Annotated in this window: 14 protein-coding genes and 1 riboswitch; of the genes, 1 reads left to right on the top strand and 13 read right to left on the bottom strand. The window is 42.5% G+C overall.

Going from position 1 to position 14,269, the window contains the following annotated elements; genetic code table 11:
* Positions 1–175: 175 nt before the first annotated feature.
* The 13 genes from NST94_RS12560 to NST94_RS12500 all read right to left on the bottom strand — a co-directional run bounded on the left by NST94_RS12560 (position 176) and on the right by NST94_RS12500 (position 12,376).
* Positions 176–409 carry a phosphopantetheine-binding protein gene (locus tag NST94_RS12560; RefSeq protein WP_076301852.1) on the bottom strand — a complete coding sequence of 78 codons (234 nt, stop codon included), beginning with the start codon at positions 407–409 and terminating at the stop codon, positions 176–178.
* 301 nt (positions 410–710) lie between these two features.
* Positions 711–1,208 (bottom strand): IS3 family transposase, encoded by a 498-nt coding sequence (locus tag NST94_RS12555; protein ID WP_179089383.1) that lies wholly within the window; start codon positions 1,206–1,208, stop codon positions 711–713.
* A complete protein-coding gene (locus NST94_RS12550) occupies positions 1,205–1,903 on the bottom strand; it encodes a helix-turn-helix domain-containing protein (RefSeq protein ID WP_076301851.1) in 699 nt (232 codons plus the stop codon). The genes NST94_RS12555 and NST94_RS12550 overlap by 4 nt, the downstream gene beginning before the upstream one ends.
* A gap of 460 nt (positions 1,904–2,363) precedes the next feature.
* Complete coding sequence (locus NST94_RS12545) at positions 2,364–3,020, bottom strand: DUF6531 domain-containing protein (RefSeq protein ID WP_076301850.1); 657 nt, start codon at positions 3,018–3,020, stop codon at positions 2,364–2,366.
* Positions 3,017–3,649, bottom strand: a complete 633-nt coding sequence (locus NST94_RS12540; RefSeq protein WP_076301849.1) for a hypothetical protein — start codon at positions 3,647–3,649, stop codon at positions 3,017–3,019. The genes NST94_RS12545 and NST94_RS12540 overlap by 4 nt, the downstream gene beginning before the upstream one ends.
* Before the next feature lie 23 nt (positions 3,650–3,672).
* Complete coding sequence (locus NST94_RS12535) at positions 3,673–4,593, bottom strand: S-layer homology domain-containing protein (protein ID WP_339282019.1); 921 nt, start codon at positions 4,591–4,593, stop codon at positions 3,673–3,675.
* A gap of 174 nt (positions 4,594–4,767) precedes the next feature.
* Positions 4,768–5,706, bottom strand: a complete 939-nt coding sequence (locus NST94_RS12530) for a hypothetical protein (RefSeq protein WP_339282018.1) — start codon at positions 5,704–5,706, stop codon at positions 4,768–4,770.
* 108 nt (positions 5,707–5,814) lie between these two features.
* Positions 5,815–5,909, bottom strand: a riboswitch (cyclic di-GMP riboswitch).
* Between the two features lie 526 nt (positions 5,910–6,435).
* Positions 6,436–7,443: an ROK family protein gene (locus NST94_RS12525; RefSeq protein WP_339282017.1), complete on the bottom strand. Its 1,008-nt coding sequence runs from the start codon at positions 7,441–7,443 to the stop codon at positions 6,436–6,438.
* Positions 7,436–8,122 (bottom strand): N-acetylmannosamine-6-phosphate 2-epimerase, encoded by a 687-nt coding sequence (locus tag NST94_RS12520; protein ID WP_339282016.1) that lies wholly within the window; start codon positions 8,120–8,122, stop codon positions 7,436–7,438. Before NST94_RS12520 ends, NST94_RS12525 begins: the two co-directional genes overlap by 8 nt.
* 8 nt (positions 8,123–8,130) lie before the next feature.
* Positions 8,131–9,048 carry a dihydrodipicolinate synthase family protein gene (locus NST94_RS12515; protein ID WP_038570494.1) on the bottom strand — a complete coding sequence of 306 codons (918 nt, stop codon included), beginning with the start codon at positions 9,046–9,048 and terminating at the stop codon, positions 8,131–8,133.
* Between the two features lie 58 nt (positions 9,049–9,106).
* Entirely contained in the window at positions 9,107–9,994 is an 888-nt protein-coding gene (locus NST94_RS12510) for a carbohydrate ABC transporter permease (RefSeq protein WP_051491452.1), read from the bottom strand.
* Between the two features lie 12 nt (positions 9,995–10,006).
* Positions 10,007–10,855, bottom strand: coding sequence for a sugar ABC transporter permease (locus tag NST94_RS12505; protein ID WP_052097471.1), 849 nt, complete (start codon positions 10,853–10,855; stop codon positions 10,007–10,009).
* Positions 10,856–10,984: 129 nt separating this feature from the next.
* Complete coding sequence (locus NST94_RS12500) at positions 10,985–12,376, bottom strand: extracellular solute-binding protein (protein WP_076183515.1); 1,392 nt, start codon at positions 12,374–12,376, stop codon at positions 10,985–10,987.
* Between the two features lie 262 nt (positions 12,377–12,638).
* On the opposite strand from NST94_RS12500, the gene NST94_RS12495 reads away from it, so the two are divergent.
* Positions 12,639–14,267 (top strand): response regulator, encoded by a 1,629-nt coding sequence (locus tag NST94_RS12495; RefSeq protein WP_339282015.1) that lies wholly within the window; start codon positions 12,639–12,641, stop codon positions 14,265–14,267.
* Positions 14,268–14,269: the final 2 nt, after the last annotated feature.

Here is a 14,269-nt window from a genome sequence, read left to right as displayed (position 1 = left end):
GTAATCGGTGAGAATGAATCAACAAGTTCTGAATCAACGCACTCAATGACTGCCAATCGCGGGGTTCCGCTGACCAAAGGTCATTTACAAAGCCACAACCGAGAAAAGAACTCTACTTTCAAGCTTATGTACATACGCAATTTTTCATTAATCCCACCTGCTTGTAGCACATTAACTAAGTGTTAATAGTGATATAAGCGACAATATCGTCAATACTAGGAAGCATCTTCAAAGAAAGAAGCTCATCAGGAACTGATATACCGAATTCCGATTCTATATTTATGATTAACCTTACATATGACAATGAGTTAATTCCGACATCTTCAATATTATTTTCTATAACAGAGTCCTGTGGAATTTCTAATATCTCGATAATCATTTGCTCCACTTTTTTTCTTAATTCTTCCACTACAACTCCTCCATCTCTTCAGTACTCCAAGTCAAGAAATTGATCACATTACGATGTGATTCGAAACCACCTATAGGTAGCCCTGTAGAATCGGAAGCATACAGGATATAAATCGGCAGCTCAGGATCGTAATTCGTTCTGGCTCTTGCCTTCCCTCTAGCAACAACTTATTTTTGTATGGCTCATCACTCCCGATGCTCCCCTTTTTTTAAATATATTGGAATAATATCTCATATCCATTATACATAAATCTATTGAAAAAATCATACATAAGGCTTCCTGCTGAACCCAATAGACCTTTTCAAAAATCATCAATCTGTGACCATTTCATATTTCCTGTAGGATCAGTAAATCCTAACGGATTATTCTCCACTACGTTGAATTCCGTTACATCCGTTACCCATTTTTGGTTTGGAGCTTCAGCCTCAAAATTACGGTTCAGCACATTCTCTGCAACCTGCTGAGGCGTGGAGCCTACATACTTTTTTCTCTTTCTGCGGATGACTGACTGGATGCCATGGCATCTCATCAGCCGGTACACTCGCTTTGCGTTAATAGATTTATCCATTTGTCTGCGCAAATGCAGGGTCAATTGGCGATACCCAAAGGTTCGTTCCACCTTCTCATACAAGAGGAGGATGGCCTCTGTCAGTTTCTCGTTGTCAGCCTCTCGAAAACTGGGTTTGCGATTCAACCATTTGTAATAACTTGACCGTGAAATCCCTGCGATGTCACACAAAAGCCGAATGGAGCAAGACTGTTCCTGCTGAACGGCCTGAATGGCCTGATAGATGTTCACCTGGCGAATGGTTCTAAACGTCTCATCCTTTCGAGTTCCTCTAACTTTTTTAGAAAAGCATTCTCCGCACGCAGGCGTGCATTCTCGTATTCCAGCTTTTGCATCGCGAGTTTGTGGCGATCTGCTTCCGTAAGTTCTTCAAGCGCTTTGGTGCGTCCTCTACCGTCTCGTAACGCCTCTTCAACACCAGCTTCGTACTTCTTTACCCAGCTATATACTTGTTGGTAAGACACGTGAAAATGGCTTACCGCCTTCGTATAGTCTTCTCCGTTCGAAAGGCAGTACAGCACGATATGTATCCGTTCCTGCCAAGTGGTTACGCGTCCTTTGGTCATAGCTTTAGTTCCTCCTGAATGAGCTGTTAAGCTGTTGCTATGACCATTATACTTCCTAATCCAGTTGGCGAGTTGGGTTGAACTTGCAATCTTATACTTGCAGATGATTTGGTTTTGCGACAATCCTCCCTCGAGATAATCCTTAACGGCATGGAGTTTAAGTTCTGCAGAATACGTACGATTATAGCTTCGGACTTCCAGCCCTTCGTATCCATACAATTGATAACGTTGCCGCCACTTCACTATAGAGTTTTTGGATATTCCATACTTCCGGGCCGCAGTTTTCAAACCAATGTCGCCCCGTTCAATTTCTTGGAGAATCGTTAACTTTTCCAGTGCTGTATACTTCTTTTGTTCCATAAAAATGCTCCCCATACAGCGACAGGATTTATTATTTCACCTGTCTACTATATGGGGAGCATATCAGTCCAGACAGTTGCGAGTGATTTTTAAAATGCTCTTACTAAGAGTAGTCCACGTATGTCTGAATAAAGTTGCGGAAGTTGTTTTATTTCGAAAATCCGCAAGAATACCAAGGTATGGTTTTAGGAATGAGACATGGAGGTAACTAGGAATTTTGAGGAAGTTGAATAAGGGTGTAACATTACAAATAGGTTATACAATTCGCAGAATTTCTATATGGGGCTGATCAGGGTTACATTATCTTTAATAACGTAACCGCCAGATTCATTCGGCACTGGGTGGGAGAAAGAAAGACCTTGAGGATTGTCGCCTTCAAGGTCGATATTATAGTAGTTCTATTTTGATATCAACTTATTTGCCCCTTAATGCTTCAAAAAATGCTCTATGCCGCGCGGAGTCAGATAACGCCCACCGGATAAAGGAATATATTAAAACGTGAGCCGTCACGGCTCATCACCTCAATCTTACCGTCATTGATTGGCGTCAGCTGCCATTCATAGCTATGGTGCCAGCCAAGTCCGCTTACGCCTTTAAACGAATCGCGACTTAAATAATTCGAACTAAACTGAAGTGGCATTAATGCCTGAAGAGTTATGGCATCAGTAGCGTAGACAAAATTAACGCGTGCCGGATCAACCGGTGTCAGTCCCGTAAGATTAACAATTCTCAGACGATCTGCAAGCGCTAATTCCGTAAATTGCGATAACTCCTCCTGTTTTATAGTGTCACTAGACTCCGGCTCAGTTAACAATATGGAGGTCAATCCACTGACATTTCCAGTAGCTGTTGCTGAATTATTGATGTCAGCTAAAGCTATTGCCTTTTCTTTCGTAGCCTCTACAGAATCCAATTTGTAATAAAAAGCTGCAATAGCTTCCCAATTGACGGAAAAAGCTGGAGTCAGTACACGAAGCACTTCAAGCGGCTCTGAATAGCCAGAAAGATGACTATCCTTTTTAGCTCTTGCTGTAATGTGGGCAATTGACCCTACACGAAGCTCTACATTTTCACTCCACTGTCCAGCGGTGTTGACTGAGATACCCTCATATTTCACCGATCTCCCTCAGCGGGGTAATATAACTCTAGATCCAGCGTGGTTCCTGTTGCAGCTGAGCCTGAGATGATAGAGGCGTTTCCTGACGCGGCTGGTTTAATATCCAGCTCGGTTGGTGCAATCGCTGCCTCACCGCCCAGAATTTCGAAACTAGCCATTTGGCCATAAAAGACCCCTACTCCGTTATAAGTAGATGGAGAGATACAAATCGCATACCGCCCTTCTTCCAGCGGGACACCTCCAATCTTCCCGTCCCAATCTACATTATGAACGATGTACTCACCTTTATTGTTTTTCGTCTTATAGACACCGCTTTTAATTAGCTTTGCTAATACAGGTGACGATCCATTTGCTTGTGGACTACAAAGATTAATATTGGTCTCATGCTCTTCTTGACCATCATCCGCAGCATTAAAGCTAAAAATGATATTGCTCATTTCCCCCTTTTCAGGGTTAATCTCGCTAGGTTCAATTCGCATATTTGTTGCTGCATATGCCTTCGAAGTCAAATTATCCAACGCTGGAAATACTGGGATATATGAAACAACTAACAGAAAAGCAAACATAAGATGGATACATAATTTCATATTTCCGCGACGCCATTTCCTTTTTACAGTTCTAATGATCATCTTTATTCTCCCGTTCATTATGATTAGAGTAGCTCTAGCTCAGCCAACAGTTTATAGACAATGATCGCAGCCTCGGCTCTTGTAGAGGAATGCTTAGGATACAGATACAACCCGTCACCTTGTACTAACTTATTATAAATCGCTGCTGCGACAGAGTTTTTTGCCCAGCTGCTGATGCCATTACTATCCTTAAACCGTGCCAATTCAGCTTGTATTTTATTCATTCCAGATGCGTCAGCTTCAACTCCCGTTCGCACTTCGATAGCACGAATTAGCATAACCATCATCTGTTCTCGAGTCAGAGGATCATTTCCACGGAAGAGACCCCCGTCCCCTTTCACAATTCCAGCAGCAGCAGCCTCTACCCATCCATAAGACCAATTCTGCGCTGAAACATCACGAAAGGTTGGAGCAGCGGGAAGGATCGGCTTGATTTGGAGCGCAGCTGCTAGCAGTTTCGTAAATTGAGCACGGGTCAGTGTGGCTTTTGGTGCATAATCAGTACTAGTCATTCCATCCGCAATTCCTCTTGATGCCAGCACTTCAACCTCTTGCCGAGCCCAGTGGCTTGTCATATCAGTAAAGCTTCTTTCCCGTAGCATCACCGAATAGATTCCAGATTCCGTAATTGCGCTTCGGACGAAATCGTCTTCCAGGTTAGTAACCCCGCCATAGTAGCTCCAAGTTCCTAATGCAGTATCATATTGATAGATTCCGAGCTTCTCTCGGTTCGTAGTCCAAGGAGTTTCCTTTGCATATCCAATAGCCAGTAACGCTGGAAGTTTAAAGGTTGAGCTGGCCTCCACTTGCCAACTAGAACTTTCTTTACGTAGTTTAATTCCTTTATTATCGATAACCGTTTGAGTCTTACTTTCTTCTACTTGAACCAAACTTACTGTTGTATTCTCAGGAAATGTCCCTGCTGAAATTTCTAAACGAGCCAAACCATTTGCCGCAGTCAAAATGCCGCCTTTATCTCCAAACACCTTACTGTCTTTAGGACCCGTTGGTGTTGGAACTGAAATGTTTGAACCTGAATTCCCGCTTGAATTTGAATTTGAATTCGAGTCTGGGTCAGGATTAGGATTAGGACTCGGAGTTGGAGTTGAACCCGGCCCCTAATCTACATCCAACTGTACTGCTTCTATGTATTGGTCATTAATGCTATAAAGAAGTTTCTCTCCACTAATTCCTATAAGCTTCGCGCCTGAAGGGAGTGCGGGAAGAGAAGTAACACTCCGTGATAAAAGATTAACGTTCTTCAAAACAGGAGCACCATTTACCTCTACCTGAAAGACCGCTTGTCCTGCACCTATCGCCATAAAAGCATAATCCGTGTTAGAAATATTCATTGCAGTAAGATCCATAGGCGATAAAGTAAAATCCTTGATGGACATCAAGACGTATTTGCTCTCTGAAGCTCCATTTTTTTGCTTCCAAAGCACGTGGCTACCATTGAACACGAACCAATCTACAAAATTCGCTCCACCCAGCCTGACTATGGAACGTGTGGCTCCGCTGCTCAAATTGAGCATGCTAAGTCCTCCGCTCCGAGCATTTTTATAAACTACTATGCCATTAGCTAGGACCGGAAATCTTCCCTCACCCAGTTCCGCTTCTACACCCGAGGCCAAACCATGATAGATCATATTTCCATAATGTGTACGCTCATACCAGACTACGCCCACTCCATCTGTTGATGGATTGCCGTATTGTCCTGACGTTTGGTTGAGCTTGGTAGGAGATCCAATAGAAATGTTGGAACTATAAATATCCCAGTTCAGTGAAGATTCTTCTTCACTACTTTTATCAGCCCACACCACAAAACCTCCACCAACTGCAGGTGCATCTTTAGCAGAAGAACTGGAGGTGAGTATTTTAGCTGCTCCGCTAGTCTGATTTAGGGTATGTACCTGTTTGATTCCTTTTGCATCCTTTTCCATCCATACAATCTGATCACCGAACACACTATAATCTGTTCGACCTGGATCACTCCCCGCTGCCGAAGCTATATCAGCTTCAACTACTCCGGCAAACAAATTCACAAACATACACATAACCGTGAGCAGCATCAGCCTATTCCTCGGGGTCCTCACTCTACTTCTGAACCTCATTCTTTTCTCTCCTTCAGGGGGATTTTTAGGCACGCAAAAAAACCAAGTGCCTTGAGCGGCCCGGCTGTCGTAACATCCCTTCGTGGGATGAATTAGACCCGTGGCTTTGCGTCTCCGACTTTCGTACGAATTTGCCTTTGTTTCCAAACTCGGTTTCCAAATAAATATACATAGGTAGGACTATACTATTAGCGGAATATAATACTTTAGAATTAATATGTTCTATATATTCCATTTTTAAGGTGATTATAAAAAGCCCATCATTTAAAATAGGTAATTTTCAGACAAAAAAAAGTAATCTATAAAAAGACAACCAGACAACAATTCTCCAATAATCGGAGAAACGCTGCCTGGCAGGGTGCTTGAGCAGATGATAGAGGAGAATTCGCCAATTACACCGGATCTCAGGGGAATCTGAGAAATAGAATAAATGTATTCTATACAGTTATTTCGTAGGCAAATGCAATCATTTTGACTTTAGTTGCATTTTCTACAACTAAAAACACGAGAAGCCACCACTAAGGCTGTAAATCAAGAAAATAGCTGTACAAAATACACTTACATCCATCGGCTGGAGGGATTCGAGAAATATAGTTGTACGATGTACAATTAAACTCGCTTCTACGTATTGCTCCCCATGACTTTCTATACAGATAGATGGTGAATAGACCCTTATAGCTCTGCTCTCTTTACTTTATCGGGACTATACTCCCACATCTGCAGCCCCGCACCGATCATTCCACATAAATTACCATGATAGGCTGCTTCAATACGAACATTTTCCAGCATCGATGGCATTACTCTGCCCTTTACTTCCCTTCTAATGCCTTCAAACAAAAGTTCGCCTGCTTCAGCAACTCCACCGCCAATGACGATGACTTTAGGGTTAAAAATATGGATTAATGAAGCAATCGCGGATCCGAGCGCAGCAATCGTGTCTTCCATTAACGCTGTAGCCAGAGAGTCACCTGCCCGCCATCTCGCTATCACTTCCCGTGAGTCTACGTTCTCTGGGGACTGGTTATGTAATAAAAGCTTGTCGCGCATGCGACGTGCGATACTTGTGCCTGAAGCATACTGCTCCAAGCAGCCTGTTCCACCACAAATGCATGCAGGCCCTTTGAAATCTACAGACATATGGCCTAACTCTCCAGCCCCACCCCAAGAACCGTGGACAAGATGGCCGTCTACGACTATCGCTCCACCCACGCCCGTACCAAGGGCAAGACAGATAAAGTCTTTTACCTCTTTGCCTGAGCCTAAATATTTCTCTGTTAATGCTAATACATTCACGTCATTATCAACGATTACCGGAAGATGAAACTGTGTCTGAAGCAAATCCTTCAAAGCTGTGCCAGCATAGCCAGGGATAAGCTCCGAAGCGGAACGGACACGTCCCGCCTCCCAATCCATTTGCCCTGCTGATCCTACGCCAATTCCTTGGAGTTGAATTCCCGCTTGTTGTGCTGTTATTTCATCCATTAATGTCCGAATAGCTAGTATAATGCGATCCATTGTTTTCGTCTGTCCAGCCAATGTGCTTAGGCTTACAGTATGTAAAACGTCCCCTTGTGAAGAGACGAGTCCGGCATTAATTTTCGTGCCGCCAATATCTACTCCGATCGCATATTCTATATGAGGATCATACCCTTCCATCGCGGACTCACCTCCGTCAGTCATTGAAATCGCTCACGGCCTTAACATATCTCGAAGTGATCAATTGTGGCCTAGTAATTGCACTTCCTACAACAACATAGGATGCCCCCGCATTCTTAGCTTTTGCTGCGTCTTCCGGTGTCCATATCCGTCCTTCCGCAACAACAGGAATGTTCACTAATTTGCTTAATTGTTGAATTAAGACAAGGTCCGGTCCTTCCTGCTGTGTACTGTATGGGGTGTAGCCTGAAAGCGTGGTACCGATGAAATCCACACCTAATTTCTCAGCGGCAAGCCCTTCCTCAAATGTCGAAATATCCGCCATAACCAGCACACCTCTCAGATGTGCATATTCTATTAATGGCTTTACTGACTCTAAGCGTTCTTCCCGATTCGTTACATCAAGCGCAACAATCTCTGCTTTTGCAGAAACAATCGCCTTCACTTCATCTAAGGTTGGTGTTATAAATATGGCTGATCCGGGAATATCCCGTTTAATAAGTCCAATGACCGGTACATTTACTTCTTTTTTGATAGCTACAATATCTGGAACACCATTTGTCCGGATTCCTATAGCTCCTGATTGAACCGCTGCTCTTGCCATTTTAGCCATTGTATCCCCACCATGAAGCGGCTCATGCTCAAGTGCCTGACAGGAAACAATCAGACCTTTCACCGGAAAGATATCACTTATTCGAGTCATTATTAACCCTATCCCTTCGCTTCAAGAATATAATCTAATATTCTATTGTTCAGAGCTTCCACCCGCTCCTGATCGGAATCCTTAATCGGTAAAAGCGGCATTCTTGGCTGACCTGTTTCAAATCCGCGCACACTAAGGATCGCTTTACACGCACCATATAATGAAGGAAAGGAAAGCAATTCAACAATGAGATCATTGATGATAAACTGCCATTTCTGCGCCTCAGCCATCTCTCCTTGCACATAACATTGTTCCACTTTTAGGAATAACTCGGGCATCACCCCATAAGTTCCACCAATCCCGCCATCTGCCCCAATACTGCGGCCCGCCAAATACTGCTCATCTGGTCCATTTAAGACTAGAAAATCCTTCCCGCCTGCGGCTTTAAATTGCTGAAGCTCAAACGTGCTCTCCGCCGAAATTTTCACCCCGATTACTTTATCCTGAGCTGCCATCTTAATCAGCAAGCTTTTCGATAATTGAAAGCCTGTAGTTTGCGGGATGTGATAGATAATAAATGGAAGCGCCGTACTATCAATAATCGCCTGCCAATGACTTTCAACACTTTCCGGTGACAGACGATAATAGATCGCTGGAACAGCCGATACGGCATGTGCGCCAACTTTCTCAGCATGGATAGCTAGTTCAACACTGTCTCTTGTAGATGGGGCACCCACGTGAGCAATGATTGTAAGCTCTTTTCCAACCTCTGCTATAACTGCCTCGAGCATTTGTTTGCGTTCTTCTACAGATTGCAGCATACCTTCGCCAGAGCTTCCGCCAACATAAAGACCTTTTACTCCCGTAGAAGCATACTGACGAGCTAATTTTCGGGCTGCTTCTTTATCGATTTCCCCCTCAGCATCATAACTGGAGTACATAGCAATAATAATGCCTTTAAAGGATTCAAGATCATATGATTTCATAAATTACAGCCTCCATCGTTTAATTCATTACTATTAATTTTCGTTGTTATAGGAATAATTAGCCTTTTACAGCCCCCATAGTAATCCCTTGGGTAAAGGCTTTTTGGAACATTAGAAAAATTGCAATCATAGGAATAGAGGCTAACGCAGCACCCGCCATAAGCAGTCCATAGTTTGTTGTGAATTCACCCCGAAGAGTCGCTACCCCAAGTGGTAATGTCATCATTGAAGTCGATCTGGTCATGATCAGCTGACTGAAATAATCATTCCAAGAAGTGATGAAGGTAAAGATTGCCAGTGCCCCTATTGCAGGCTTTAACAAAGGTAAAATGATGGTTCCGAACAAACGAATCTCAGAGCTGCCATCTATTTTGGCTGCTTCAATTAATTCTCCTGGAATCGTCTGCGCGAACTGCTTCATTAGGAAGACTCCAAATGGCCAGCCAATCGCTGGTAAAATAAGCCCTTTATACGTGTTGACCCACCCAAAATCTGCAAGCATCGTAAACAGCGGGACAAGAATAACTTGCTTAGGCAATGCCATAGCGGCAACAAACATCGTAAAGATAATCCCTCGGCCAGGAAAAGACTTTTTGGCAAGCACATAACCAGCACAGGAAGAAACGATACAAATCGCTGCCATTTCGCAAAAAGCAATGATGAAACTGTTAAACATCCAGCGCTCAACGGGATTCTTAAATAACTCGGTCCAGTTTTGCAGAGTCGGCTTAGCCGGAAACCATTCCGGGGGGATCGTTGTTGCTACAGTCTGAAGCTTAAATGCCCCTGAAACCACCCAATAAAAAGGGAAGATAAAAAACAACGTTGCTAGAATCAACAGGATGGTCGCTAATATTTTTGGAATCGTCAATTCTTTTTTCCATTTGCTTACTTTCTTAGATTGGCCAATAGGTGCTCTCAGTTCTAACGGATTCGTAGAATTCATGATGTCCCCTCCTTAATACTCAACATCACTGCCAAAGTATTTGAATTGAATGATAGAAATGATCCCGATCACAATCGCAAGGATGACACCCATCGCCGAGGCATATCCAAAATGACCGAGCATAAAGGCTTGTTCATAAACGCCATACATAACAGTCGATGTGCTATACACAGGTCCACCCGAGGTGAGCAACTGAATTAGCGCAAAACATTGAAAGGTGTTGATCGTGGTAATCACGATAATATATAAGTTCGTTGGCATTAGCATTGGCCATAATATTTTCCGGAAAATCTGCCAAGGCGTCGCTCGATCAATCTCAGCTGCTTCTATGTAAGAAGTAGGAATGTTCCCAATAGATGCCACATATAAAATGATCGGCTGCCCAACAGAGGTCGTTATCAGAACCACGATAATAGCAAGCAGTGCAGTCCTCGTATCTCCTAACCAGGATATAGGCTCCATTCCCAAAAAGCTGGTTAAATAATTTAGAATCCCATAGTTCGGATGATAGATCCAGCCCCAAACGACTGTGATGCTTACGACCGAGGATACAGCCGGCAAATAGAACACTCCGCGGAAAAACGATCTGGCAAACTCTTTTTTCTTATAAATATTCATAGAGATAAATAACGAGAAAATAATAACGATGGGTACGGTGATGAGTACAAGCAATAATGTATTTCCCATCGACTTCCTGAAGTTATCATCTTTTATTAAGGAGATATAATTATCGAGGCCAATAAAGCTGAAATCTCTCAAGGAGTAATCAAAGAAACTAATATAGACCCCTTTCACCATCGGATAAGCTACAAAAAGCAGGAAAAACCCAAATGCCGGCACTAAAAAGAGATAACTCATCATCCAGTCACGAATCACATAACCTTTTATTTTGCGAACCGTTGTCCCCACAGTCCTTCCCCATTTCTTCAATGATTTAAAAAGAAAAGAGTGCTTGCCGCACTCTATTCTTTTAGACACCATTCACTTTTTTTATTTCATTGCAGCCTTTGCTTTCGTAATCGCTTCGTTTGCTTTTGCAGCAAAGCTGTCCAAAGCTTCTTTACCGGTTGCTCCTCCAGTTAAAGCACGTTGTAATTCAGGGAACCAGAAAGTACGAATATCAGCATATCCATCGGCAATGGTAGGTGCATCTGTTGTGAATTTACGAGCATACTCAGCGTATTTGTACTCTGCATCATCATAGAGGCCTGTAATCGAATTACGAACAGACAAACCACCTGTTTGAATCAAGTTTTTCTTCCCCCATACAGGATCATTAGCAATAAAATCAATCAGCTTCTTAGAAGCTGCAATCTTAGCTTCATCACCATTATTGAATACAGCCATACCGCCGAGGTAAGGTTCAAGCTTAGGTTCCGATCCATCTAAAGTAGGGAATGGAAGCAGAACATCTTCGAATTCAACCATTTTTTTAGATACGTTCTGAGCTTTAAGTACTGCAGAATAGTTGAGTGTAAAGGCTAATTTCCCTTGTAAAAATAAGTCGTTCACGTCAGCAGCCGCAAGGGAAGCCGCACCAGAAACGCTAAGTTTATCTTTTGTAGCTTGAACGATCCAATCCAACGCTTTTGCAGCATTATCAGTATTGATAGCGACTGCGGAATTATCTTCATTTAGAAATCTGGATACACCTAAGTTAGCAAGATATGCACGAGTTCCTTGATCTCCAGCCTGGCTCTTCGCGAAGAATCCGGTAGGAATAACATCAGGTGCTTTTTCTTTAACAGCTTCCAGCGCTTTCTTATATTCTTCAAACGTCCAAGTTCGGTCTTCCTTATCCAGAGGAAGCAAATCTAGCGCGCCAATCTTCTCAAAAACAGTCTTGTTTACCGCCATCATAAAAGGAGCTGTATTGATCGGGTACATAAAGATCTCTTCGCCAACACTAGACTGTTTCCAAAAGGCTTCCGAAATATCATTTTTCACTTCATCGGTCACCATATCATTAAGAGGTGCTAATAAGTCCTTTTTACCCCAGTCAATAATCCGTCCAGGAGCATCATAAATTACATCAGGTGCGGTATTCGAAGCAATTGCCACATTCAGTTTTTCAGGGCCGCCTTCAAAGGTGATCATCTCAAGGTTGACTTTAATTTCCGGATTCTTCTCATTAAAAGCTGCAATGATTTCCTTCTCATATTTGCCAACTTCACCATCTAAAGCTTGAAAGCTCGGAAAATTCCACCATGTTATTTCTACTGGTTTAGCAGCAGTCTCAGTGGCCGCGGGCTCACTCTTATCAGTATTATTACTTGGTTCATTGGCGGAATTCGCTGTATTCGTATTTCCGCATGCAACTAACTGTGTACCTAAAAGTGCGACACCAACAATGCTCATTAGCCCTTTTTTCATTGCTCTCATGTGCTACCCCCTATTATTTTTGTGGAATAGAATGCTTTCTCATTCCTTGCGCTAATCATAAATCAATTATAAATTCAGGAGAATCCCACTCCTTTTACATTTAGGGTCGTATTCTGACCTATACCTTCTTTCAGCCCCTCTTCAATGTTATAATACATTACATATTTCACCTATAATTATTTTAATTTTTAGCTTATAACTTACATTTGATGATATCGTTGTTGAAAAATCCACTATAAATCTAGTCTTCCGGAGGGATTTCATGTACAAGCTTATGATTGTAGAGGATGAACCGTTAATACGGACGGGATTAAAACATTACTTTTCGTGGCAGGAGCTTGGTGTTCAGAGTATTGTTGAAGCGGAGAATGGAAAAGAAGGCGTCGCTACCGCACTACGTGAGCAGCCAGATTTAGTGATCACTGATATTCGCATGCCCGAAATGGATGGTCTTCAGATGATAGAAGAGCTTCGCCAATTCCTTCCTGATACTTTGTTTATTATTTTGACAGGATTTAATGATTTCGAATACGCTCAACGAGCCATCAAGCTTGGGAGTGTGCATGCTTTTTTACTCAAACCTCTGGAATATGAAGAAAGCCTAACCGTGATTCAAGAATGCATGAACAAGCTGCAACTTAAACAACAAGAACAAAGGAAACGTTCTACTCTGGAAGGCTCACAGCTTATAAAGCTACTACTCGAAGAAGAACAACCTGCAATTGACACTAATTTAATCGCTGAATTATGTAGTTTCAAAAGTAAACATTATCTGTATCTCCCTTTTGTTTTGGCAGGTTTCCCTATCAGAGAAACACCTTCACCATCCACAAGGTGGATGCGAGAACAGGCGACTAAGTTCATACATCTTGCAACGGAGGCCTATCTCCCGGCGAGTCTGCCACGATCTATTTTTACATATGCTGCTAAATCCAAACTCTACGGGCTAATAGTCATGGGATCACAGACTGCAACGAGCATTGTCCCTTTTGAGACCCAAGTACTTACTGAACTCGATCAGCATTTGAACAAGCTTACGTTAGAACATCATCTTGCCCTTTATCTTGCCATAGGTACAGTGACGAACGAACTGTCTCAAATCACTTCATTACTTCACGAGTCTGAAAAGCTGTTATATCAACGCTTCTATCAGAATGAACAGAATATATTCCATATCTCTTCCATAAAGGCAGGCGCCACAGCTACTAAACCAATGCTTATCCAACTAGATGACAACGATAAGAAACGAATAATCTCCTGCATCGAAAATGCCAATAAACAAGAAATTCTACAATTAATGCAACGATTGGCACAAGATATTTTGCATAAAGCAGATGGCCCTTCACCTGATCTATGGCTTGCGTATGTACAAGAAATCATAAGTGTCATTATCCGCTTCGCTAATAAAAACCACATTCATAGGGATGGTGTGTACAGCGATAAACTATTAAACCTTACTTTTGTTGAGGATTTTCACTCCCTTGAGGTCATGTTCGAGTGGCTGGGGAATTGGATGGTTCATCTGGGGAACATATATACCGAAGGTCTGACGGATAACCATCAGCAGGATGTGATTATCTTTGAACATATTAAATCCTTCATTAGAGCTAATATTGATCAAGATTTTACTCTACAAATGGTAGCGGATCGCTTCTTCTATAACCCTTCTTATTTAAGCCGTCTGTTCAAAAGAAAACTCGATAAGAACTATATGCGATTTGTAACCGAAATCCGTATGGAATACGCGCAGGAATGCTTAAAAAAACCGGAAATTCTAGTGACCGATGTCTGCACAATGTGTGGTTACAAGAGCTATAAGCATTTCGTTAAAACGTTCCGGCTCTTCACCAACATGACCCCATCAGACTATAGAAAACAATCGGGGTGGTAAGC

The sequence above is a fragment of the Paenibacillus sp. FSL H8-0282 genome, from assembly GCF_037963825.1.
In the GTDB taxonomy this organism is placed as follows: domain Bacteria; phylum Bacillota; class Bacilli; order Paenibacillales; family Paenibacillaceae; genus Paenibacillus_AQ; species Paenibacillus_AQ odorifer.
This window is presented reverse-complemented; position numbering and strand designations above follow the sequence as displayed.